Source organism: Bradyrhizobium sp. LA6.8 (assembly GCF_040547935.1).
Classification (GTDB): domain Bacteria; phylum Pseudomonadota; class Alphaproteobacteria; order Rhizobiales; family Xanthobacteraceae; genus Bradyrhizobium; species Bradyrhizobium barranii.
On the sequence record NZ_JBEPQQ010000003.1, the window covers coordinates 654,843 to 676,529 of the forward strand.

The 21,687-nt window shown below is 63.8% G+C and carries 22 protein-coding genes; 2 read left to right on the forward strand and 20 right to left on the reverse strand.

The window, feature by feature from the left end; all coding sequences use genetic code 11:
- Positions 1-57: 57 nt before the first annotated feature.
- Positions 58-333 carry a hypothetical protein gene (locus tag ABIA90_RS16725; protein ID WP_354118034.1) on the reverse strand — a complete coding sequence of 92 codons (276 nt, stop codon included), beginning with the start codon at positions 331-333 and terminating at the stop codon, positions 58-60.
- A gap of 258 nt (positions 334-591) precedes the next feature.
- On the opposite strand from ABIA90_RS16725, the gene ABIA90_RS16730 reads away from it, so the two are divergent.
- Positions 592-1,098, forward strand: coding sequence for a methyltransferase family protein (locus tag ABIA90_RS16730; RefSeq protein ID WP_354118033.1), 507 nt, complete (start codon positions 592-594; stop codon positions 1,096-1,098).
- Positions 1,099-2,157: 1,059 nt separating this feature from the next.
- Here the strand turns inward: ABIA90_RS16730 and ABIA90_RS16735 are convergent.
- From ABIA90_RS16735 to ABIA90_RS16760, 6 genes are all read right to left on the reverse strand, one after another.
- Positions 2,158-2,376, reverse strand: a complete 219-nt coding sequence (locus ABIA90_RS16735; protein WP_028149073.1) for a hypothetical protein — start codon at positions 2,374-2,376, stop codon at positions 2,158-2,160.
- Between the two features lie 206 nt (positions 2,377-2,582).
- Positions 2,583-3,635 carry an ABC transporter ATP-binding protein gene (locus ABIA90_RS16740; RefSeq protein ID WP_354118032.1) on the reverse strand — a complete coding sequence of 351 codons (1,053 nt, stop codon included), beginning with the start codon at positions 3,633-3,635 and terminating at the stop codon, positions 2,583-2,585.
- Positions 3,628-4,608 (reverse strand): ABC transporter ATP-binding protein, encoded by a 981-nt coding sequence (locus tag ABIA90_RS16745; protein WP_166342005.1) that lies wholly within the window; start codon positions 4,606-4,608, stop codon positions 3,628-3,630. The genes ABIA90_RS16740 and ABIA90_RS16745 overlap by 8 nt, the downstream gene beginning before the upstream one ends.
- On the reverse strand, positions 4,605-5,426 hold the full coding sequence (locus ABIA90_RS16750) for an ABC transporter permease (protein ID WP_038936568.1): 822 nt from the start codon (positions 5,424-5,426) through the stop codon (positions 4,605-4,607). The genes ABIA90_RS16745 and ABIA90_RS16750 overlap by 4 nt, the downstream gene beginning before the upstream one ends.
- The gene (locus tag ABIA90_RS16755; protein WP_354118031.1) at positions 5,423-6,346 is read right to left on the reverse strand and encodes an ABC transporter permease; all 924 of its coding nucleotides are present in this window, start codon (positions 6,344-6,346) and stop codon (positions 5,423-5,425) included. Before ABIA90_RS16755 ends, ABIA90_RS16750 begins: the two co-directional genes overlap by 4 nt.
- A 59-nt stretch (positions 6,347-6,405) precedes the next feature.
- A complete protein-coding gene (locus ABIA90_RS16760; protein ID WP_354118030.1) occupies positions 6,406-7,995 on the reverse strand; it encodes an ABC transporter substrate-binding protein in 1,590 nt (529 codons plus the stop codon).
- A 252-nt stretch (positions 7,996-8,247) separates the two neighbouring features.
- Here ABIA90_RS16760 and ABIA90_RS16765 point away from each other — a divergent pair, with 252 nt between their 5' ends.
- A complete protein-coding gene (locus ABIA90_RS16765) occupies positions 8,248-9,123 on the forward strand; it encodes a hypothetical protein (protein WP_354118029.1) in 876 nt (291 codons plus the stop codon).
- Positions 9,124-9,136: 13 nt separating this feature from the next.
- Here ABIA90_RS16765 and mtnK read toward each other — a convergent pair whose 3' ends face one another.
- The 13 genes from mtnK to nuoH all read right to left on the reverse strand — a co-directional run bounded on the left by mtnK (position 9,137) and on the right by nuoH (position 21,686).
- A complete protein-coding gene (mtnK, locus tag ABIA90_RS16770; RefSeq protein ID WP_354118028.1) occupies positions 9,137-10,423 on the reverse strand; it encodes an S-methyl-5-thioribose kinase in 1,287 nt (428 codons plus the stop codon).
- Between the two features lie 89 nt (positions 10,424-10,512).
- Positions 10,513-10,860, reverse strand: a complete 348-nt coding sequence (locus tag ABIA90_RS16775) for a hypothetical protein (RefSeq protein WP_014494873.1) — start codon at positions 10,858-10,860, stop codon at positions 10,513-10,515.
- A 36-nt stretch (positions 10,861-10,896) separates the two neighbouring features.
- Entirely contained in the window at positions 10,897-11,172 is a 276-nt protein-coding gene (locus ABIA90_RS16780; protein ID WP_038943027.1) for a DUF1467 family protein, read from the reverse strand.
- Positions 11,173-11,183: 11 nt separating this feature from the next.
- Entirely contained in the window at positions 11,184-11,588 is a 405-nt protein-coding gene (gene mce, locus ABIA90_RS16785; protein WP_028149063.1) for a methylmalonyl-CoA epimerase, read from the reverse strand.
- A 41-nt stretch (positions 11,589-11,629) separates the two neighbouring features.
- A complete protein-coding gene (locus tag ABIA90_RS16790) occupies positions 11,630-13,300 on the reverse strand; it encodes a ribonuclease J (RefSeq protein ID WP_135216789.1) in 1,671 nt (556 codons plus the stop codon).
- Positions 13,300-14,106 (reverse strand): biotin--[acetyl-CoA-carboxylase] ligase, encoded by an 807-nt coding sequence (locus ABIA90_RS16795; protein ID WP_208071089.1) that lies wholly within the window; start codon positions 14,104-14,106, stop codon positions 13,300-13,302. The genes ABIA90_RS16790 and ABIA90_RS16795 overlap by 1 nt, the downstream gene beginning before the upstream one ends.
- A gap of 1 nt (position 14,107) precedes the next feature.
- Positions 14,108-15,544: an NADH-quinone oxidoreductase subunit NuoN gene (nuoN, locus tag ABIA90_RS16800; RefSeq protein WP_063982984.1), complete on the reverse strand. Its 1,437-nt coding sequence runs from the start codon at positions 15,542-15,544 to the stop codon at positions 14,108-14,110.
- 22 nt (positions 15,545-15,566) lie between these two features.
- On the reverse strand, positions 15,567-17,075 hold the full coding sequence (locus tag ABIA90_RS16805) for an NADH-quinone oxidoreductase subunit M (RefSeq protein WP_135216787.1): 1,509 nt from the start codon (positions 17,073-17,075) through the stop codon (positions 15,567-15,569).
- Positions 17,076-19,154 carry an NADH-quinone oxidoreductase subunit L gene (gene nuoL, locus ABIA90_RS16810; RefSeq protein ID WP_166342011.1) on the reverse strand — a complete coding sequence of 693 codons (2,079 nt, stop codon included), beginning with the start codon at positions 19,152-19,154 and terminating at the stop codon, positions 17,076-17,078.
- Positions 19,155-19,162: 8 nt separating this feature from the next.
- Complete coding sequence (gene nuoK / locus ABIA90_RS16815) at positions 19,163-19,471, reverse strand: NADH-quinone oxidoreductase subunit NuoK (RefSeq protein WP_008547737.1); 309 nt, start codon at positions 19,469-19,471, stop codon at positions 19,163-19,165.
- Positions 19,468-20,106 carry an NADH-quinone oxidoreductase subunit J gene (locus tag ABIA90_RS16820; RefSeq protein ID WP_354118027.1) on the reverse strand — a complete coding sequence of 213 codons (639 nt, stop codon included), beginning with the start codon at positions 20,104-20,106 and terminating at the stop codon, positions 19,468-19,470. The genes nuoK and ABIA90_RS16820 overlap by 4 nt, the downstream gene beginning before the upstream one ends.
- Before the next feature lie 9 nt (positions 20,107-20,115).
- A complete protein-coding gene (nuoI, locus tag ABIA90_RS16825) occupies positions 20,116-20,610 on the reverse strand; it encodes an NADH-quinone oxidoreductase subunit NuoI (protein WP_014494864.1) in 495 nt (164 codons plus the stop codon).
- Between the two features lie 8 nt (positions 20,611-20,618).
- Complete coding sequence (gene nuoH, locus ABIA90_RS16830; protein WP_063982981.1) at positions 20,619-21,686, reverse strand: NADH-quinone oxidoreductase subunit NuoH; 1,068 nt, start codon at positions 21,684-21,686, stop codon at positions 20,619-20,621.
- Position 21,687 lies beyond the last annotated feature (1 nt).

Sequence of the window (21,687 nt, forward strand, 5' to 3'; positions counted from 1 at the left end):
CGGGCAAAACACCGGCACAAGTCCATCATGGCGCTGGTCCCGAAGAGACCACCAAGCTCACGGCAGCGGTTCGACCTTCGCCGCCATATCGGGAACCCGCGTGATCTTATACATGGCGTTGCTGCATCTAAGAACCCAAACGTCGCGATCAGGTCGAGACGCCTTCGTGTTCTTCTTTGCGCCGAGTGGCTTTTCGCAAGTGAAGCCTTGCGTGCGAATCTGGGCCGCAAGCATTCCCTGAACGGTTTCGGCCGGAATCTGCTGCGCCCGCACTTGCGGAGCAAATAGAATAAAAATGAAGGCAAGTAGTAACGATCCAGATGCTCTTTGCATGATTTCAACCCTTGAAGCAGCCGCCCCGCAAGTTCGAACATCGCACTATAGCAGAAACACCGGTGTTGTCCGCGCCGGGCCTTCCGCGCCGTAGCGCGCTAGCTGCACTCATTGTCAGGACAACGAGCGCGGATTGGTGGCAATTTGCCCGAAAGCAGACCTATTGTGCTCAGTTCAAGCTTTGTCGTTCATGACCCAAGGCGGACCTGACGCGCTCCCGGTGCGGTGTGTTAAAATAGCAGGGAACGGATCGTGTCTATGCCAAGAACTGCTGCTGTCATCGGCACCGCCATCTTCTTCGTGTTCGCGCCCTGCGTGGTGGCTGGGGTGGTCCCGTGGTGGATTTCACGCTGGGAGTTCAGGTTGCCGTTTCTCGGCGTCGAGCTCACGCGCTTCGTCGGCGCCGCGCTAATTCTTGCCGGCTTAGCCGGGCTCGTGGATTCATTCGCGCGTTTCGCACTGCAGGGGCTCGGCACGCCGGCGCCGATCGCCCCGACCCAACATCTCGTCGTTACCGGCCTCTATCGCTATGTGCGCAATCCAATCTATGTGGCGGTCGCCGCCGTCATTTTCGGCCAGGCGCTCCTGTTCGGCGATTGGGGGCTGTTCGCCTACGGCGCAGTCGTCTGGCTCGCCTTCCACCTTTTTGTCGTGGGCTACGAAGAGCCGACGCTAAAAAGGTCATTCGGCGCGGAATACGAAGCGTTCTGCATCAATGTGCCGCGTTGGATCTCGCGCCTAACTGCGTGGCGAGGCGGTCGGTAGCTGCTGTAGCGCACGACCTCGGCGCTGATTTTTTGATGAGCTTCCCGAAGGCTCCTCAACAAAGCTTATCTGCAATTGGGCCCATCAGCGAAGTGGCGGCACGCCCCATTGAGGTCCGATCAATAGGGCACAGCGGACTGAATTTGCTCAGGTTGAGTTTTTCGTAGTTTGACCCAGAGCGGTCATCAGCCGCCGTATTCGGGCGAAGTTGATATAGATCAACCTTGATGATGTGCATAGTCGATACCGCAAAATGTTGCTTGCAGTCTCTTCGGTAGGAATGAGCCGCAAAGGATAGTCAGTCGTTCAATCATTGACACATAAGGAGACGCGCAAATGAGGAAGCTTGCTTCGGTAGGACTGATCGCCGCGGCCATGTTCGCTAGTCCGGCCATGGCCGCGTGGTACGACCAAAACGGCGCAGCCGTCCATCCGTCCCGCGTTGTTCACTGCATCCGGGCGCCAGACGTCGGCAGTTTTGCCGGAGGGCCGTTCAATAAGCCTCCCTGCGAACCGGCAAGCTGGCGTAGGTCGGCGTGGCGCGACAAAAGCGGTGCAGTCGTCCCCACCTCTAACGTCGTTCACTGTGTCCGGGCTCCAGACGTTGGCAGTTATGCCGGAGGTCCGTTCAATAGGCCTCCCTGCGAACCGGCAACCTGGCGCTGAGGCGAGCGGCAAGATGCCGCCAACGTTCCCTGCGAAGCGAACGTTCAATGTCGGGACGGTTCGTTGACGCTGCGCGCTGGTGCCAAAATCACGGAGCGTAGACAAGTAGACAAAGAGAGCAACTGGCTGCCTGCGAGTGGCCAGTTCTCGCTCTACATCCGCGTCTGCTGGGCGGGAGCAACATCCTCGATGATCAGTGGAGACCGCCGTTTGTCAAGCGAATACAATCGAGCAGTTAACTACGGCGTCCGCGACGCGGTTCCGAGATGCGAACGGACGATATATCGAACGTCGGTTGTTGGCCCTTAACGGACCTATGGACGCTGTCGTGGATTTGTCTGCTGCTGACCCAGCTGAGACATCGGCGCGGGGCTTCTGTCCCGCGTTTTGTGTTTAGGACCATGGCGGCTCTTCGCTCTTCCCGACCGCCTCGTGGTGGGTCGTGACACCCGCCGAACGCAAGCCGGTCAGCAATACGGTTCTCACAGAGGCCGGATCGAATCCAATATCCTTGGCGTTTGGTGGATGTGCTTCGCTGCCCTTCAACCGGAGCGCCAAGTGCAATTGCTCGCAAAGGTGCCGAACGACGAGATTGACCTGATCGTCAGTCATGATCTGCCTTTCCTGCTACATTTTGCTACCGAACCATGTAGCACACATGAAAATGGGGCGGTACGCGATTGAACCGCACCAAGGATCAACCCCACGCGATGGCTCATGGGCCGGCCCCAAAATCGTCCGCCTGTCAGGGCAGACCGGACGTGACTAGCGGGCCGCTGGAGCGACGCTTTTGACCGCGACGGACGCGCCTTCCATCCTTAGGGATGCCCGCCCTCGGTCGAAGCCAATTGCGTCTGCCCAGCAATCTCGTCAGCCCGCCAGCACCTCACCTCATGTCCATCGGCGCGCGTTTCCAGCACCGGACCGGGCTCGTGGCGACACACGGCCTCCGCGTACCGGCAACGCGGGCTGAAGGCGCATCCGTTCGGCGGATTGAGCGGATTCGGAAGGTCGCCCCCTGTCGTCGCTAACGGCGCATGACGCAGCGGATCGGGGATGGCCGCGATCAGGGCTTGCGTATAGGGGTGCGCCGGCCGCTCGAAGATTTCGCGCCAGTGGCCGTTCTCGACGATGCGGCCGAGATACATGACGGCGACGCGGTCGCTCATGTGCTCGACGACGCCGAGGTCGTGGCTGATCATGATGTAGGAAAGACCGAGCGTGTCCTTCAATTCCAGCAGCAGGTTGATGATCTGGGCGCGGATCGAGACGTCGAGCGCCGACACGGGCTCGTCGCAGATGACGATCCGGGGATTGAGGATCAGGGCGCGCGCAATCCCGATGCGCTGGCGCTGGCCGCCGGAGAATTCATGCGGATAGCGGTCGGCCTGTTCCGGCCGCAGGCCGACGTGCCGCAGCATCGCCGCAACACGGTCCTCGATCTCGCTTTTTGCGGTCACGCCATGCACACGCAGGGGATCTTCCAGCGTGCGGCGGACGGTCTGGCGCGGATTGAGCGAGGCGTAGGGATCCTGAAAGACGATCTGCACGGTGCGGGCCAGCGACTTTCGGTCGCCGGCTTGCCTGTTCGTCACCACCTGCCCGTCCAGCACGATGCGGCCGCGCGTCGGCGTCAACAGACCCAGGATCGACAATGCGACCGTCGACTTGCCCGAGCCGGACTCGCCGACAAGGCCGAGGCATTCGCCTCGTCTCAGCCTGAGATCAACGCCGTCGACCGCACGGAGCACCCGCCGGCCGCGGCCGAGCCAGCCGCCCCCCATCGGAAAATGAACCGCGAGATCCTCGACGCTGAGAATGAGGTCGTCGTCCGGCCTCGCCTCCCCCTGCATGGCTTGCGGCTCATGCATGGTGGTAACACCGGACGAAACCGCCGGCCTCTAGCAAATCCGTCTGCGGCGCAACCGTGCGGCAGATCTCGGTGGCCTGCGTACAGCGCGGATTGAACCGGCAGCCATCCGGGAAATTCGTGATGGCTGGAACCACGCCCGCGATCTCCTTGAGCCTGGTGCGGCCAAGCGCGGCCCGACTGCCCAGCCGCGGCAGCGAGGCGACCAGGCCCTGCGTATAGGGATGCGAAGGCGCCCGGAAAATATCGGCAGAGCCGCGCTCCTCGACGATGCGGCCGGCATACATGACGGCGACACGGCGGCAGACATTGGCGACGAGGCCGAGATCGTGGCTGATCATCAGGATCGCCGTCCCCCTCTCGGCGCACAGATTGCGCATCAGCTCGATGATTTCCGCCTGCACCGTCACGTCGAGCGCGGTGGTCGGTTCGTCCGCGATCAGGAGATCCGGACCGCATGCGAGCGCAATGGCGATCATGACGCGCTGGCGCATTCCGCCGGACAGCTGGTGCGGGTAGTCGTTGACGCGCCGCTCCGGTGCGGGGACGCGGACGCTCGCCAGCGCCTCGACCGCGAGCTGGTTGGCTTCCCGCCAGCTCTTGCCCTTGTGCAGCACGAACATCTCGGCGATCTGCCGGCCCACCGGCGAGACCGGGTTCAGCGCCGTCATCGGCTCCTGGAAGATCATGGCGATGCGATTGCCGCGCAGCTCCCGCTGCCTGGCCGCGGAAAGGTGCTGGATCTCCCGCCCCTCAAAGCGGATGACGCCGCCGCCGATCGACAATGGTTGCCGCAACAGGCCGATCAAGGCGAGCGCCGTGATGCTCTTGCCGCAGCCGGATTCGCCGACCAGGCCGAATGTCTCGCCTCGATCGATGCGGAATGAAATGCCCTCGGCTGCCGCGACGCGCGTTGCTCCGTCGTCGAGATCGATGCGCAAATCCTCGACTTCGATCAGCGGCGCGCCCGTCATGTCCGCCGGCTCCGCGACTGGGGATCGAGAATGTCGCGCAGGCCGTCGCCGAGCAGGTTCAGGCCGAGCACCGTCAGGAAGATGGCAAGGCCCGGAAACACCGAGAGCCACGGCGCCGTCGTGATCTGCTCGCGCGCATCCGACAACATGCTGCCCCAGCTCGGAAAGGGCGGGCGGACGCCGAGGCCGAGGAACGACAAGGCAGCTTCGGACAGGACCGCGCTACCCATGCCGAGCGTGCCGATGACGACGATCGGCCCTAGCATGTTCGGCAACAGCTGCGTGACCATGATCCGCAGATCGCCGTAGCCGAGCACGGTCGCCGCCTGCACATAGCCCTGGCTCCTCAGCGACAGCGCCGAGGCCCGTGCGATCCGGCAGGTAAAGGACCAGTTGGTCAGGCCGAGCGCGATCAGCAGGCTCGTGAGGCCGGGGCCAAGCACCGCCATGATGGCGAGCGCGAAGATCAGCGAGGGGATCGCGAGCATCAGATTGGTCAGGCCGTTGACGAAATCGTCCCACCAGCCGCCCCAATAGCCCGCGCTCAAGCCCAGCGCGACGCCGATGACGCTGTTGATGAGCTGCGAGACGATGCCCACAGTCAGCGAGACGCGGGCGCCGTAGACGACGCGGGAATAGATGTCGCGGCCCTGGTCGTCGGTGCCGAACCACCAGGTCCAGCTCGGAGGCTCCTCCGCGTTCATGAGGTTGGCGTCCAGGACGGGATCGGTGTGCGCCAGCCAGGGCGCGAGCAGGCCGACCAGGATCGCGAGCGCGAACAGCGCGCCACCGATGATGAGATTGGCGCGGAGCTTCATGCGTATCTGATCCTGGGATCGATCACGCCGTAGAGCACGTCGATCAGCAGATTGATCGCGAGAAAGGCCAGCACCACCACGAGAATGGAGCCCTGGACGGCGGGAATGTCACGCTGGAGCACGCTGTCGACGAGCAGCGAACCGATGCCCGGCCAGGAGAACAGTTTCTCGACCACGACCGCCTGCCCCATCAATCCGCCGAACTGAAGGCCGACGGTGGTGAGAATGATGACGAGCGCATTGCGCATCACATGCCACTTCACGACACGCGTCTCGCTCATGCCCTTCGAGCGCGCAGTGCGGACGAAATCAGCGGTCATGATCTCGAGGACCGCGGCGCGCGTCGTGCGGGCAAACAGCGCCATCGGCGAGACGCCGAGCGTCACGGCCGGCAGCAGCAGATATTTCAGCCCTCCATCGCCATAGCCGAAGCTCGGCAGCCAGCCGAGCTTCAACGCAAACAGATACATCAGCACCAATCCGAGCCAGAATTTGGCAATGGAAAGGCCCGACACCGCCAGCACCATGGCGAGCGTATCGACGATGCCCCCGGGTTTCAGCGCTGCGATGAAACCAAGGGGAACACCGATCAAAATCGCAAACGTCATGGCCGTGAAGATGAGCTGCAGCGTCGGCCAGGCCCGTTTGCCGATCATGGTCGTGACAGGCTCGCGGGTCCGGAACGAGGTGCCGAAGTCACCGGTCGCGAGCTTGGCGATGTAGGCGCCGAAACGCCAATAGAGGGGATCGTCGAGGCCGAGCTGCTTCTTCATGCGCAGCTCGACCTGGGGATCGCTGTCGTCGCTCATGGACGAGACGATGCTGCCGGGAACGACGCTGAACAGCACGAACACCAGCAGCACGACGGCGAGCACGGTCGGAATGGTTTGCAGCAGACGGCGGAGCAGGAACGAGAGCATCCAGGCTTTTCCTCTCCCCCCCACCGCTCGTCGCGATGGAGGGAGCGCGAGAGCGCGTGTCACTTCGCGGGCGAGGTCTCGTCGACCCAGAGGTCTTCGACGTTCTGGTGGGTCAGCTCCGTCGCATTGAGCTGAACGCCCTTGAGCCATGGCTGCACCGCCATGACCGCCTTGTTGTAGTTGAAGAACCAGACCGGCGCTTCCTCATAGAGCAGCGCATTGGCCTTTTGCAGCAGCTCGGTGCGCTTTGCGGCATCGTCGGCCTGCCCTGCCGCATCGATCAGCTTGTCGAAATCGGCATTCCTGTAGTTCATGTAGTTGCAGGCCGGCTGCGGCGTCGAGGAGTGGAAGCATTTGAGCGCGGCCTGGGGATCCGGGCCGGTCGCCTGGGAATAGATGAAGGCCTGGTAGTCGCCGCTGCGCACCACCTCGGCCAGCACCGCGGTCTCGACCTGCTTGACCTTCGCCTTGATGCCGACCTTGTCCAGCATCGGGATCACGGCCGAGACGATCGGCAGACCCCAGCTTTCATTCTGGCTGGTGGTCCATTCGAACTCGAAGCCCTGCGGATAGCCGGCCTCCGCGAGCAGCTGCTTGGCCTTGGCGGGATCGTAGGGGTAAGGCTTCATCGCCTTGTCGTAGGCTGGCGAAGTCAGCGGCAGCCAGCTGGTGGCGCGATAGGCTTTGCCCTTGACCAGCTTGCTGATGATCAGGTCGGTATCGATCGCGTAGTTGATCGCCTGCCGGACGCGCTTGTCGGTGAACGGCTTGAACGAGGGGTTCATGCCCATATAGCGCGTGAAGACCTCGGCGACCTCGACGATGGTGCCCTTGAGGTCGGCGTCGGACTGATAGGCGACATATTGCGCAGGTCCCAGCACCGAGGTGTCGATCTCCTTGTTGCGGAAGGCGACATCGCGCGCCGCGGCCTCACCCATGATCGACACGATGACCTTGTCGGCGTAGGGCTTGCCCGGCTTGTAGAACCGGTCCCAGCGCTCCAAAACGATGCGCGATCCCGGCACGTGCTCGACGAATTTGAACGGCCCGAGACCGATCGGCTTCTGGATGAAGCTCTCCTTGGCGGCCTCGTCGGCGGGATAGATCGAGGTCAGCGCGGTGAAGAAATAGAAGCCCGGATCGACTTTCTCGGTCAGCTTCATTTCGAGGGTGAAGTCGTCGATCTTCTTCAGGCCGGAGATCTCCTTGGCCTGGCCCTTCTCCACCGCGGCCGCGCCCTCGATCACCCGGACAAAGCGCGCGCCGGGATAGGCCTTGGTGCCGTCCATGATGCGGTTGTAGGACCAGATGACGTCGTCGGCGGTCATCTTGCGGCCGTTGTGGAAATAGGCGTCGTCGCGCAGCTTGAAGGTGTGAACGAGACCGCCGCCCGAGACCACGTCCTCCTTGGCGAGCTCCAGAACCGGCTTGCCCTCCGCGGAATTCCAGATGTAGAGCGACCGGTGCAGCGCCTTGGCGTAGATCTCGTCCTGGGCGCGCTGCGTGGTGTGAATATCGAGGCTCGTGAAACTCGAACCGTAGGGCGCCGTCATGCGGATGGTTCCGCCCTTGCGCGGCGCCTGGGCCTCCGCCGAGGTGGCGAGCGCCAGCCCCAAACCAGCGACGATCGCGATCATCCTGAACATCATGTGTCCCCCAACAACGCAGGTATTCCGATTAGGGATTTGATCATTCGTAGCCCGTCGAACGCAAGCTTCGTTTTGATGGCGACGAGTTCCGGAACGCGGCGCTCGCGAGACCCTCGGAGGCCAGATTGCGTCCCAAGCGGTGCAAGCCGCCGATTGCGGTGCATCATGAGCGACCAAGAGCAGTGAACATTTTTCGTGATCAACGCGACCAAGCTCAGGATCGTTATCTGAGCCCCAGGGATTGCGGAAAAAATGAATCGCCGAACGCTAGGTATCTTGCTCGCGGGCGGACTGCTCGCCGCCACGGCCGTGCTGGCAAGCCCGGTCGCGGCCAGCCTCGGCCGGTACAGCGAGGCGGACAGCATCCGGTTCAGCTGGAGTCGCACCACCGGCGTGAACGACTATCTTGACGAAACGTGGTGGGCGGTCCGGGGCCATGACACTCCGGATAATTTCGTCGAACGACTGCTGAGCATCCCCGTCAGAGCGGTCGCACGGGGCGCAGGTGCGGGTTTCGAGGCCAGGGTTTCCCAGGGCACCGGTCTGCCACTGCCTGAGAGCTGGAGCATCGCTACGGCGAAGAATTCGCCGTTCATCGCGTCAGTCTACGCCGAGACCCCGCGCGATCTCACGGCTGTGCTCGGCTTCTATCGCGCCGAGCTCGGCAAGCGTGGCTGGATCGAGACGGTGGTCGAACCGGACCGGGCCGTGATCACCTTCACGACGGCCCGTGGACCGGTCCTGGTCCGGCTTTCCCGTCAGGACGACAGGACAATCGCCGAACTTTCGCTGCGCAAGCCGGGTATCGCGAATGCCGGCCTCCTGCCGAGGCCGAGGCAGGCAAAGCTGATGCTCGGCAACAAGTCGGACGACGGGGCGGTCATCACCGTCGCCGACCAGACCATCAAGCTGGCGGCGCACGCCGGCGAGAAACTGGCGCACTCCGACTCCGCCGCAGCCGAAATACCTGACAGCCAAAAGATCGATCTGCCGCCCGGCAAGTACAAGGTCACCCTCAAGGTCGAGGGCGGCACGGTCCAGAGCCGGGAGTTCGAGGTCGCGGCCAACGAGACCTGGGGCCTGCTGGCCGGCACGGACGGCGTCCTGCTGCCGATGCGGCTTTATTGATGCGCATCGGCCCCTAGCCGTTTGCAAACTCAGGCATCCAGTCCCGCAGTTTTCGCGCGGCGCCTGTGATGTCAGCAATCGTCCGAGATGCTCCCGTCTCCACCATCATCGCCCGCGCCAGCCGCACGGCGCGGGCCTCGCTGATCGCGCGCTTCTTCGGGTCCTCGATCAGCTCGAAGTCGATGTTGTGGGCCAGGCCGAAGATACGGCGGAGGGTTTTGGCGGCGGCGAAGCCGACGGTGTCAGTGAACAGCCGCTGCATGTAGGCCTGCCGCTCGGCTTCCAGGCATGCGGCGCCCTTCTCGCCGGCGAAGAGCGAGGCCGGATAGGCGTCGCCGGCGCCGCCAGCGCGCCAGAGATCGAGGAACTTGCGGGCGAACTCGTTCCAGACCTGCTCGACCGTCTCCAGTACCCAGCTTTCGAACGCCTGCCGCTCACCCGGCGCGCGCTCGTGGCCGGCGGAGGCGAAATAGGCCATCAGGAGGTTCGCAAGCACGGCGCCGACGTCGAATCCCATCGGGCCGTAGAACGCGAATTCGGGATCGATCACCCGCGTCTGGCTCTCCGTCACCATGATCGAGCCGGTGTGGAGATCGCCGTGGAGCAGCGCCTCGGGGCTTGCCATGAACTTCAGCTTCAGCCGGGAGATCGCGACATGCAGCTCCATGTCATCGCGCAGCTCTGCGGCCAGGCGGTCGAGATAAGGCGCGGTCCAGCGGTTCTGCTCCGCAATGCGGTAGGGATCGGTGAAGATCAGGTCCTCGGTGATCTTGCACAGCGCGTGGTTGCCGGCAAAGGCGGCGATGCCCTGCTTCTTCTCGGCCGCCGACAGCGCGAGGTCGGAGGTGAAGAACAGGGTGCGCGCCATGAACGTGGTGATGTCGTCCACGAAACCGGGATATTGCGTTGCGGCGACCATCCCCTTGCGCATGATGATGTGGGGCTCGAGCAGCTCCATTACCGTCAGCGCCAGCGTCTCGTTGTGGTGCAGCAGGGCCGGCACGAGACCGGGCGCGAGCTGGGCCTGCTTCGACAAAGCGAGATATTCGTAATGGGCCCGCGACAGCGGCAGCGGCCAGCTCTCGCCGACGAGGCGGACGTAGGGCAGCGCCTGCTTCACGGCGACGCCGCCGCGCGCGCCCTTGACGATGAAGACGAGATTGAGATTGCCGTCGCCGACCTCGGTGATGCCCCAGGCGGCCGGCTCGCCGCCGATGAGTGCCTTCAGGTCGGAAATACCCGCGAGATAGTCCCGCAAGGCCGCCTCATGCAGAATCCGGTAGTCCCCCGCGTCGGCCATGACGATCCCACCCCATGATATTTGAGCACGATCTTATCGGAAAACCGCTTCGCACTTTTCCGGATCATGCTCTTGGCATGGCCGGATCGTTACTCCCGCTCCAGGAAGCTCGAGCCGATCTCGGCCTTTCTTTTGATGGGATCGTAATCACAATAGACGCTGTCCGCCACCAGCGTGTAGCTGGCGCTGACGGTGTATTTGTCCAGCTTGACCGAGTTCAGGCCGATCACCGAGGTGCTCTTGCCCCCGTTCCACTTGAACGGCGTCGAGCTCTTGGCCTGCTCGCAGGCCATCACGGCTTCGTTGAAGACAGAGCCCTCGACGAACGCCTTCAGCGTTCGGACCTGCACGGCCATCTTCCACTCGAAGTAGCCGATGGCGCCAAGGCCGGCGACGATCAGCACCAGAAGCGCGATGACGATCCGCTGAAAAGTCATTCGTTTCCCCCAAAGCAATATTGTCGGCAAAAACGTCTAGAACGGCATTCCCATCAATTTGGACAAGCGCTCAATCGAAAGATAGCCGGCATGATAGGCCGCGATGCCGATCCCGTAGATGATCGCCGAGATGATCGTGGTCCAGATCAGCTTGCCTCTCATCCGCGTCAGAACCGGTGCGCCGGGGTCGGTGCCGGGCGCGCCGACGCCGTCCTCGTGCTGGCTGCGCACGCCGAACGGCAGCGTCAGGAACAGCGCGATCCACCAGATGACGAAGTAGATCGCAAGCGCGGTCGATATCTGGATGGCCATGATCCGGCGCCCTACGCCTGCTCGATTTCGACCAGCGCCCCGGAAAAATCCTTCGGGTGCAGGAACAGCACCGGCTTGCCATGGGCGCCGATCTTCGGCACGCCGTCGCCAAGCACCCGCGCGCCCTCCTTCACCAGCGTGTCACGCGAGGCGATGATGTCGACGACCTCGTAGCAGATATGGTGGATGCCGCCGTCGGCATTGCGCTCGAGGAACTTCGCGATCGGCGAGGCCTCGCCGAGCGGCTCGATGAACTCGATCTTGGTATTGGGCAGCGTCGCGAACACGGTGGTAACGCCATGCTCGGGCAGCGCGACCGCCTCCGAGATCTGCGCCCCGAACGCCGCGCCATAGATCTTGGCGGACTTGACGGCGTCCTTGGTCGCGATCGCGACATGGTTGAGGCGACCCAGCATGTTTCTTCTCCCTCAGCGCATGATCCGAAGACCATGCTCAACTACACCGTCAGGACGTGTACCAGACAGGGGGGCTTTTTGCCCCAATGTTCGTTGATGACGGCCCGGACAGCGCGTCGCACCGACTCAGCCAGGGCATCCGCATCGCGGCGGCGGGCCTTCGGCAGGCCCTCGATGGTGGAGACCACGGCATCGAAGACGAGGTCGTCGAAGGGCTCGCCGTCCCGGTTCTTCTCGGGAATGCCGACGAGATCGACCTCGGGATCGTCGGCAAGCTCGCCCTGCTCCGTCATCGCGACCGCGACGAAGGCGCAGCCGGAGAAAGCCATGCGGCGACGCTCGACCACGGCGCGGGACTTGGAGTCCTCCAAGATCGTGCCGTCCTTGTAGATCCGGCCGGAGGGCACCTCGCCGATGATGCCGGGATCACCCGGGCCGAGCTTGATCAGGTCGCCGTTGCGAACGACCAGGACGCGCGGCACGCCGGCGGCGCGCGCGAGCTTGGCATGCTCGTTCAGGTGCAGCGCCTCGCCATGGACGGGGATCAGGAGCTGCGGCTTGGTCCAGGCGATCATGTCGCGCAATTCGTCGCGGCGGGGATGGCCGGAGACGTGGACCAGATGGTCGCGGTCGGTGAGGACCTCGACCCCCTGCAGCACCAGATTGTTGATGATCGAGCCGACGGCCTTCTCGTTGCCCGGGATGGTGCGCGAGGAGAAGATCACGCTGTCGCCGCGGTTGAGCGTGATCTCGGGATGGTCGTCATTGGCGATGCGCGCCAGTGCCGCGCGCGGCTCGCCCTGGCTGCCGGTGCACAGCGCCAGCACCTTGTCCTGCGGAAGATGGCCGTAGACCTCGGGCGAGCGGAAATTCTGCACGCCGTCGAGATAACCGGTCTCGCGCGCGACCTGCACGACGCGCTCCATGGCGCGGCCGACCACGACGACCTCGCGATCGGCAGCCCTGGCCGCGGCGGCGACGGCCTTGATGCGCGCGACGTTGGAGGCGAAGGTCGTCACCGCGACGCGGCCCTTGGCGGCCTTGACCAGGTCGATGATGGTTCGCGCGACCTCGGCTTCCGAGGGCGAGCGTCCGTCACGCACGGCGTTGGTGGAATCACCGATCAGGGCGAGCACGCCCTCCTCGCCGAGTTCGCGCAGCCGCTTCTCGTCGGTCGGGCTCCCGAGCGTCGGGGTCGGGTCGATCTTCCAGTCGCCGGTGTGCAGCACCGTGCCGACGTCAGTGTGGATCGCCAGCGCGTGCGCTTCCGGGATCGAATGCGCGACGGGAATGAACTCGACGTTGAACGGGCCGATATCGACGCGGCCGCCCGACGGCACCACCGTCACCGGGATTTTCGGCGCATTGCGCTCGGCGGCGCATTTTGCCTCGAACAGCGCCGCGCTGAACTGCGTGGCATAGATCGGGCATTTCAGCTTCGGCCAGAGGTCGATGATGGCGCCGAAATGGTCCTCATGGGCGTGGGTGAGCACGAGACCCATCAGGTTCTTGCGTTCCTTCTCCAGGAAACTGATGTCGGGCATGATCAGGTCGATGCCCGGCAGATGCTCCTCGTCGCCGAAGGAGACGCCGAGATCGACCGCCAGCCAGGCGCGCTGCTGGCGGTTGCCGAGGCCGTAGATCGACAAATTCATGCCGATCTCGCCGACGCCGCCGAGCGGCGCAAATACCAGTTCGTCAGGCTTCGCCATCACGCAGCTCCCACGGAGGCGGCCGAGCCGAAGAACACCTCGCCGGCCGCCACCGGGAGGCGTCGGCCGTCAACGGTGCGGACGATCAGGCAGCCTGTGTCGTCGATGGTGTCGAAAATGCCTTCCAGCGTCATCGTCCCCGTGTTGATCGCGACCCGTTCGCCGAGGCCGCAGGCGCGCTCCAGCCACAGCTTGCGGATCTCCGCAAAGCCGCGGCCGTTGTCCCAGATGCCGAGGAACTCGACCCAGGCGTCGGACAGCGCCGAGAACAGCTCTTCCGCGCTGATCTGGACGCCGAGCGCGGCCAACGACACGGCCGGCGTCGGCGTCCCCTCCGGCGCCGCCACGACGTTGGTGCCGATGCCGACGACGACGGCGAGACGATCGCCGATGGCCTCGGCTTCGAGGCCAATGCCGACCAGCTTCTTGCCGCCCGCGAGGACGTCATTCGGCCATTTCAGGGCGTATCTGGGCCGCTCAGGACCAAGCCGCAACGCGGCCTCGAGGCTGACCTTCTCCAGCGCCGCCTCTTCCGCAAGCCCCGCCGCAAACCCGATGGTGGCGGCAACTGCAGGCGCAATATCCAGGACCTCGAGGACGCTGGCGGCGAGATTGCCCTTTGGCGCGATCCAGGCGCGCTGGCGCCGGCCACGACCGGCGGTCTGGTCGGAGGTGACGAACCACATCGGGCCGCGTTCGCCGGCCCGCGCGTGCTCGATGGCGTCGGTGTTGGTCGAGCCGGTCCGTTCGAAAGCTGCGAGCTTGTAGCCCGCCGAGAGTGCGCGAGGACCGAGCGCGAACCCCATCCTAAAACAGCGACTTTGCCGCGGCGGAGGCGACGCTCACCACCGGGCCCGCGAACAGCGCGAAGAGGATGTTGAACAGGCCAAAGACAGCCAGCACAGTCTTCACCTCGACGCGCACCGGATCGACCTGACCGGCCGGCTCGTCGAAGTACATCGTCTTGACGATGGTCAGGTAGTAGTAGGCGCCCACGACGCTGGTCAACACGCCGATGACGGCGAGCGTGAACAGGTTCGCCTTGATGGCGGCGACGAAGACGTACCATTTGGCGAAGAAGCCGGCGAGCGGCGGGATTCCGGCGAGCGAAAACAGCAGCATCGCGAACATGAAGGCGAGCAGCGGATTGGTCCGCGACAGACCGGCGAAATCGCTGATCTTCTCGACGGCCTGGCCGTTGCGCTTCATCGCCAGAATGACCGAGAACGAGCCGAGCGTCATCGCCACATAGATCACGATGTACATCAAGACGCCCTGCGCGCCCTCGACCGTGCCGGAGGCGAGGCCGACCAGGGCAAAGCCCATGTGGCCGATCGAGGAATAAGCCATCAGGCGCTTGATGTTGGACTGGCCGATCGCGGCGAAAGAGCCGAGCGCCATCGAGGCGATCGCCACGAACACCAGGATCTGCTGCCACTGCGAGACGATGCCGGGGAACGCGGTCAGCGTGACGCGCGTGAAAACGGCGAGCGCGGCCACCTTCGGCGCCGAGGCGAAGAAGGCGGTGACCGGCGTCGGCGCGCCCTCGTAGACGTCAGGCGTCCACATGTGGAACGGCACGGCCGAGACCTTGAAGCAGAGGCCGGCGAGCAGGAAGACCAGGCCGAACACCAGGCCGATATTCGAGACCGTCGCGGCCGCCGCGATGCCGGTGAAGCTGACCGTGCCGGTGAAGCCGTAGACCAGCGAGGAACCGTAGAGCAGCATGCCCGAGGACAGCGCGCCGAGCACGAAGTACTTCAGGCCGGCTTCGGTCGACTTGGCGTTGTCGCGGTTCGAGGCCGCCACGACATAGAGCGCGAGCGACATCAGCTCGAGGCCGAGATAGAGCGAGATCAAGTCGCCGGCCGAGATCAGCACCATCATGCCGAGCGTCGAGAGCAGCACCAGGATCGCGTATTCGAAGATCCGGCGCGACGGGTCCGACAGGAACTCGGTCGACAGCACCAGCGTCACCGCCGAGCCGATCAGGGCCAGGATCTTCATGAAGCGGGCAAAATCGTCGACGATGAAGCTGCCGCCGAAGGTGACGTGCTTGCCCGCAGGCTGTGCGTAGACGAGCACGCCGACCACGACCAGCAGCAGGACCGAAAGCGTCGTGACGGTCTTGGTGGTCTCCTGCCCGCGATAGGCCCCCAGCATCAAGAGTGCCATGGCGCCGACCGCGAGCACAATCTCGGGCAGCACCGGCGCCAGTTGATAACCTGCAGTCTCAAAGCTCATGGCGATATCCTGACCTGCCCGATCACTGGAGCAGTGCGGCGGCCTTCACGGCCGTCACAGCGGTGTTGTAATTATTGACGAGTTGCTGGACCGAGACGGCCGACATGTCGAGCACCGGCTTCGGATAGACGCCGAACAGGATCGTCAGCGCGATCAGCGGGAACAGCGTCACGCACTCGCGGAAAGTGAGATCCTTCATGCTCGCCAGCGACGGCTTGACCAGCGCCCCGAACACGACCTTGCGGTACAGCCACAGCGCGTAGCAGGCCGACAGGATCACGCCGAAGGTCGCGAAGAACGCGGTCGGGATCGAGACCTTGAAGGTGCCGAGCAGCGTCATGAACTCGCCGACGAAGCCGGAGGTGCCGGGCAGACCGACATTGGCCATGGTGAAGATCATGAAGGTCAGCGCGTAGAGCGGCATCCGGTTGACGAGGCCGCCATAGGCCGCGATCTCGCGGGTGTGCATGCGGTCGTAGACGATGCCGACGCAGAGGAACAGCGCGCCGGAGACGATGCCGTGCGAGATCATCTGGAACACGCCGCCGGCGACGCCCTGCATGGTGCCGGCGAAGATGCCCATGGTGACGAAGCCCATATGCGCCACTGACGAGTACGCGATCAGCTTCTTCATGTCCTCCTGCATCAGCGCCACCAGCGAGGTGTAGATGATCGCAATCGCGGAGAGCGTGAAGATTAGCGGCGCGAAGTCGTGCGAGGCCAGGGGGAACATCGGCAGCGAGAAGCGCAGGAAGCCGTAGCCGCCCATCTTCAGCAGGATCGCAGCCAGCACCACCGAGCCCGCGGTCGGCGCCTCGACGTGGGCGTCGGGGAGCCAGGTGTGCACCGGCCACATCGGCATCTTCACCGCGAACGAGGCGAAGAAGGCGAGCCAGGCCCAGGTCTGCAGCGACCGCGGCACGGCGGTGTGCATCAGGGTCGGGATGTCGGTGGTGCCGCCGTTCCAGTACAGCGCCATGATGGCGAGCAGCATCAGCACCGAGCCGAGCAGCGTGTAGAGGAAGAACTTGAACGACGCGTAGACCCGGCGCGGGCCGCCCCAGACGCCGATGATCAGGAACATCGGGATCAGGCCGCCCTCGAAGAACAGGTAGAACAGCACGAGATCGAGCGCCGAGAAGGTGCCGATCATCAGCGTTTCCAGGATCAGGAACGCCATCATGTATTCGCGGACGCGGTTGGTGATCGCCTTCCAGCTCGCGATGATGCAGAACGGCATGATGGCGGTGGTCAGGATCACCAGCGGCAGCGAGATGCCGTCGACGCCCATGTGGTAGGTGATGCCGGTGGCGAGCCAGTTCGCCTTCTCGACGAACTGGAAGTCGGCGCTCGACGGATCGAAGCGCATCACCAGGATCACCGACACCGCGAAGGTGATCAGCGTGGTCCACAGCGCGATCCAGCGCGCATTGCGCCGAGCCGCCTCGTCATCGCCTCGGCTGAGATAGACGATCAGCGCGCCAACCAGCGGCAGGAACGTCGTGACCGAAAGGATTGGCCAGGTTGTCATTTACTGGCCTCCAAAGCCGAACATGAACCAGGTGATCAGGCCGGCGGCGCCGATCAGCATGGCGAACGCGTAGTGATAGAGATAGCCGGTCTGGATCTTCACCACGTTGCGGGTGACGTCCAGCACGCGGGCCGAGATACCGTCGGGACCGAGACCGTCGATGATGAAGCCATCACCCTTCTTCCAGAGCTGATAGCCGATCCACTTCGCCGGGCGGACGAAGATGAGATCGTAGAGCTCGTCGAAGTACCATTTGTTGAGCAGGAACTGGTACAGCATCGGCTGGGTGTTCGCGAGCTCGACCGGCAGATAGGGCCGGCGGATGTAGAACAGATACGACACCAGGAAGCCCAGCACCATCATCACCGTCGGCAGGATGGCGATGGTCTCGGGGATGTGGTGCATCTCCTCGATGATGTGCGGGTTCATCTTCACGGACTCGCGGAAGAACTCCTCGACGCCGTGACCGGCGAACAGCTCCTTGAACGGGAAGCCCGCGACGATCGAGCCGACCGCGAGAACGCCGATCGGGATCAGTATCCAGAGCGGAGCCTCATGCGCGGCCTCGTAGTGATGCTCGTCATGGGGCTCGCCGTGGAAGGTCTTGAAGATCAGGCGCCAAGAGTAGAACGAGGTCAGGCCGGCGGCGACGACCGTCATCAGGAAGCCGTACATCGCGAACGGATTATGCGAGGCGTAGGCGGACTCGATGATGGCGTCCTTGGAGAAATAGCCCGCCGTGAGCGGGAAGCCCGTGAGCGCCAGCGTGCCGATCACCATCACCGCATAGGTGTAGGGGATCTTGCGCCAGAGGCCGCCCATGTTGCGGATGTCCTGCTCGTGGTGCATCGCGTAGATCACCGAGCCGGAACCCAAGAACAGCAGCGCCTTGAAGAAGGCGTGCGTGAACAGGTGGAACATGCCGACTGAATAGGCCCCTGCTCCCATCGCCACGAACATGTAGCCGAGCTGCGAACAGGTCGAGTACGCGACGATGCGCTTGATGTCGTTCTGGACGAGGCCGATGGTCGCGGCGAAGAACGCCGTGGTGGCGCCGAAGAACATCACGACGGCCTGCGCGTTCGGGGCGAGTTCGAACAGCGGCGACAGGCGCGCCACCATGAACACGCCGGCGGTGACCATGGTCGCGGCGTGGATCAGCGCGGAGACCGGGGTCGGTCCTTCCATCGCGTCCGGCAACCAGGTGTGCAGCAGGAACTGCGCCGACTTGCCCATCGCGCCCATGAACAGCAGGAGGCAGGTCAGGGTCAGCGCGTCGGCGTGCCAGCCGAGGAAGTCGATGGTCTTGCCGGTCAGGCTCGGAGCTGCATGGAAGATGGTCTCGAAATCGGTCGAGCTCGTCAGCATGAAGATCGCGAAAATGCCGAGCGCGAAGCCGAAATCGCCGACGCGGTTGACCACGAAGGCCTTGATCGCCGCCGCGTTCGCCGACGGCTTCTGGTACCAGAAGCCGATCAGGAGATAGCTGGCGAGACCCACGCCTTCCCAGCCGAAGAACAGCTGCACGAGGTTGTCGGCCGTCACCAGCATCAGCATGGCGAAGGTGAACAGCGAGAGATAGCCGAAGAAGCGCGGCCGATACGGATCCTCGTCCATGTAGCCGATGGAATAGAGGTGCACGAGCGAGGACACGGTCGTCACCACCACCAGCATCACGGCGGTGAGCGTGTCGACCCGCAGCGTCCAGTAGACCTGGAGGTCGCCAGACATGATCCAGGGCAACAGCGGAATGCGCATGTCGTGGTGCATGAAGCCGACATCGACCAGCGTCATCCAGGACAGCGCCGCCGAGACGAACAGCAGTGCGGTCGTGATCAGCTCGGCGCCCCGCGAGCCCGCGGCCGGCGGCTCGACCGGGCCATGGCCGTGGTCATCGTGAGCGTGATCGTCGTGACCATGGTCGTCATGGGCCGCCGACGCATGCGCGTCGCCGTGGCCATGATCGCCGTGATGCTCGACCGCGTCGCCCGAGGGGTTGCGGGCATGCGCGCCGAACAGCGCGATCAGGCCAGCAAGGATGGCGCCCAGCAGAGGCAGAAAGACAATCGCCTGAACCATGACTGAGCTCAGCCCTTCATCAGATTGACGTCCTCAACCGCGATCGAGCCGCGGTTGCGGAAATAGACCACCAGGATGGCGAGACCGATCGCGGCTTCCGCAGCAGCAACCGTCAGCACCAGCAATGCGAAGACCTGGCCGACGATGTCGCCGAGGAAGGTCGAGAATGCCACGAGGTTGATGTTGACCGAGAGCAGGATCAGCTCGATCGACATCAGGATGACGATGATGTTCTTGCGGTTCAGGAAGATGCCGAGGATCCCGAGCGTGAACAGGATCGCGCCGACCGCCAGATAATGTCCGAGCCCGATCGTCATTTCACCCACTCCGCCGCGTCGCTGTCCTGCAGCCCCTGCCCCGACGCCACCTTGCGCATCGCCATCGCCATCTCGGGCGTGCGTGCATTCTGAACGTTGATGTCCTGCCGCTTCACGTTCGCCTTGTGGCGCAGCGTCAGCACGATGGCGCCGATCATGGCGACCAGCAGCACCATGCCCGCGAGCTGGAAGTAGTGGATGTACTTCGTATAGAGCACGAGCCCGAGCGCCTCGGTGTTGCTGACATTGGTCGGGATCGCCGCCGTGATCGTCTTGGAGACGCTGGGGTTGATGACCCAGAAGCCGACGGTGAGCAGCAGCTCGAACAGGAAGATGCCGCCGATCACGAGGCCCACCGGCAGGTACTCGATGAAGCCCTCGCGCAGCTCGAGGAAGTCGACGTCGAGCATCATGATCACGAACAGGAACAGCACCGCGACGGCGCCGACATAGACGACGATCAGGATCATCGCGAGGAATTCGGCGCCCATCAGCACGAACAGGCCGGAGGCGTTGACGAAGGCCAGGATCAGGTACAGCACGGAGTGCACGGGATTGCGCGAGACAATCACCATCACCGCCGAGGCGACGCAGACGCCGGCGAAGAGATAGAAGAACAGCGCGGGAAGGATCATGCTCTCATCTCACCGGTACGGCGCGTCGAGCTCGATCGCTTTCGCGATCTCGCGTTCCCAGCGGTCGCCATTGGCGAGCAGCTTGGCCTTGTCATAGAACAGTTCCTCGCGGGTCTCGGTCGCGAATTCGAAGTTCGGACCTTCGACGATGGCGTCGACCGGACAGGCCTCCTGGCAGAGGCCGCAATAAATGCACTTCACCATGTCGATGTCGTAGCGCACGGTGCGGCGGGTGCCGTCGTTGCGGCGCGGGCCGGCCTCGATGGTGATGGCCTGCGCCGGGCAAATGGCTTCGCACAGCTTGCAGGCGATGCAGCGCTCTTCGCCGTTCGGATAGCGGCGCAGCGCATGCTCGCCGCGGAAGCGCGGCGAGATCGGGCCCTTCTCGAAGGGATAGTTCAGCGTCGGCTTCGGCTGGAAGAAATAGCGCATGGCGAGGAAGAACGCCGAGACGAATTCCGACAGCAGGAGCGAGCGTGCGGTGGCGTTGACATTGATACCCATGACGGCCCTCACTTCGGCGCGATGCCGGCGAAATGCAGCACACCGGCCACCACGACCACCATCGCCAGCGACAGCGGCAGGAAAACCTTCCAGCCGAGGCGCATCAATTGGTCGTAGCGGTAGCGCGGCACGATCGCCTTTGCCATCGCGAACAGGAAGAACATGAAGAACACTTTGAGCGAGAACCAGATGATCCCCGGCACCCAGTTGAAGGGCGGCAGATCCACCGGCGGCAGCCAGCCTCCGAGGAACAGGATCGTCGCCAGCGCGCACATCGTGACGATCGCGACATACTCGCCGAGCATGAACAGCAGATACGGCGTCGAGCCGTATTCGACCATGAAGCCGGCGACGAGCTCTGATTCAGCTTCGACGAGGTCGAACGGCGGACGGTTGGTTTCCGCCAACGCCGAGACGTAGAAGATTACAAACATCGGGAACAGCGGCCACACATACCAGTTCAGGATGGTGAGCTGCGGCAACCCGATCAGGCTGGCGAGGCCACGGGCATGCTGGGCCTCAACCACGGCCGACAGGTTCAGCGTGCCGGCGCAGAGCAGCACCGTGATGATGACGAAGCCGATCGAGACCTCGTAGGACACCATCTGCGCCGCCGAGCGCAGCGCGGCCAGGAACGGGTATTTCGAGTTCGACGACCAGCCGGCCATGATGATGCCGTAGATCGACAGCGACGAGATCGCGAAGATGAAGAGCACGCCGACATTGATGTCGGAGATCACCCAGCCGAGATTGGTCGGGATCACCGCCCAGGCGGCGAGCGCGAGCACGCACGACACCAGCGGCGCCAGCAGGAATACGCCCTTGTTGGCGCCGGACGGGATGATCGGCTCCTTCAGCACGAACTTCAGCAGGTCCGCGAAGGACTGCAGCAGGCCCCAGGGGCCGACCACGTTCGGGCCGCGGCGGATCTGCACCGCCGCCCAGATCTTGCGGTCGGCGAGCAGGATGTAGGCGATCGCGACCAGCAGGACGACGAGCACCAGGACGCTCTCCGCGACCATGATGATCAGCGGCCAGAGGAAACCGGTCCAGAATGCGCTTTCGAAGAATTCCATC

What these genes read in the sequence shown, in the direction of transcription:
- ABIA90_RS16725 (WP_354118034.1), bottom strand. Translation starts at nt 333, where the DNA reads ATGCAAAGAGCATCTGGATCGTTACTACTTGCCTTCATTTTTATTCTA.
- ABIA90_RS16730 (WP_354118033.1), top strand. Translation starts at nt 592, where the DNA reads ATGCCAAGAACTGCTGCTGTCATCGGCACCGCCATCTTCTTCGTGTTC.
- ABIA90_RS16735 (WP_028149073.1), bottom strand. Translation starts at nt 2,376, where the DNA reads ATGACTGACGATCAGGTCAATCTCGTCGTTCGGCACCTTTGCGAGCAA.
- ABIA90_RS16740 (WP_354118032.1), bottom strand. Translation starts at nt 3,635, where the DNA reads ATGCATGAGCCGCAAGCCATGCAGGGGGAGGCGAGGCCGGACGACGAC.
- ABIA90_RS16745 (WP_166342005.1), bottom strand. Translation starts at nt 4,608, where the DNA reads ATGACGGGCGCGCCGCTGATCGAAGTCGAGGATTTGCGCATCGATCTC.
- ABIA90_RS16750 (WP_038936568.1), bottom strand. Translation starts at nt 5,426, where the DNA reads ATGAAGCTCCGCGCCAATCTCATCATCGGTGGCGCGCTGTTCGCGCTC.
- ABIA90_RS16755 (WP_354118031.1), bottom strand. Translation starts at nt 6,346, where the DNA reads ATGCTCTCGTTCCTGCTCCGCCGTCTGCTGCAAACCATTCCGACCGTG.
- ABIA90_RS16760 (WP_354118030.1), bottom strand. Translation starts at nt 7,995, where the DNA reads ATGATGTTCAGGATGATCGCGATCGTCGCTGGTTTGGGGCTGGCGCTC.
- ABIA90_RS16765 (WP_354118029.1), top strand. Translation starts at nt 8,248, where the DNA reads ATGAATCGCCGAACGCTAGGTATCTTGCTCGCGGGCGGACTGCTCGCC.
- mtnK (WP_354118028.1), bottom strand. Translation starts at nt 10,423, where the DNA reads ATGGCCGACGCGGGGGACTACCGGATTCTGCATGAGGCGGCCTTGCGG.
- ABIA90_RS16775 (WP_014494873.1), bottom strand. Translation starts at nt 10,860, where the DNA reads ATGACTTTTCAGCGGATCGTCATCGCGCTTCTGGTGCTGATCGTCGCC.
- ABIA90_RS16780 (WP_038943027.1), bottom strand. Translation starts at nt 11,172, where the DNA reads ATGGCCATCCAGATATCGACCGCGCTTGCGATCTACTTCGTCATCTGG.
- mce (WP_028149063.1), bottom strand. Translation starts at nt 11,588, where the DNA reads ATGCTGGGTCGCCTCAACCATGTCGCGATCGCGACCAAGGACGCCGTC.
- ABIA90_RS16790 (WP_135216789.1), bottom strand. Translation starts at nt 13,300, where the DNA reads ATGGCGAAGCCTGACGAACTGGTATTTGCGCCGCTCGGCGGCGTCGGC.
- ABIA90_RS16795 (WP_208071089.1), bottom strand. Translation starts at nt 14,106, where the DNA reads ATGGGGTTCGCGCTCGGTCCTCGCGCACTCTCGGCGGGCTACAAGCTC.
- nuoN (WP_063982984.1), bottom strand. Translation starts at nt 15,544, where the DNA reads ATGAGCTTTGAGACTGCAGGTTATCAACTGGCGCCGGTGCTGCCCGAG.
- ABIA90_RS16805 (WP_135216787.1), bottom strand. Translation starts at nt 17,075, where the DNA reads ATGACAACCTGGCCAATCCTTTCGGTCACGACGTTCCTGCCGCTGGTT.
- nuoL (WP_166342011.1), bottom strand. Translation starts at nt 19,154, where the DNA reads ATGGTTCAGGCGATTGTCTTTCTGCCTCTGCTGGGCGCCATCCTTGCT.
- nuoK (WP_008547737.1), bottom strand. Translation starts at nt 19,471, where the DNA reads ATGACGATCGGGCTCGGACATTATCTGGCGGTCGGCGCGATCCTGTTC.
- ABIA90_RS16820 (WP_354118027.1), bottom strand. Translation starts at nt 20,106, where the DNA reads ATGATCCTTCCCGCGCTGTTCTTCTATCTCTTCGCCGGCGTCTGCGTC.
- nuoI (WP_014494864.1), bottom strand. Translation starts at nt 20,610, where the DNA reads ATGGGTATCAATGTCAACGCCACCGCACGCTCGCTCCTGCTGTCGGAA.
- nuoH (WP_063982981.1), bottom strand. Translation starts at nt 21,686, where the DNA reads ATGGAATTCTTCGAAAGCGCATTCTGGACCGGTTTCCTCTGGCCGCTG.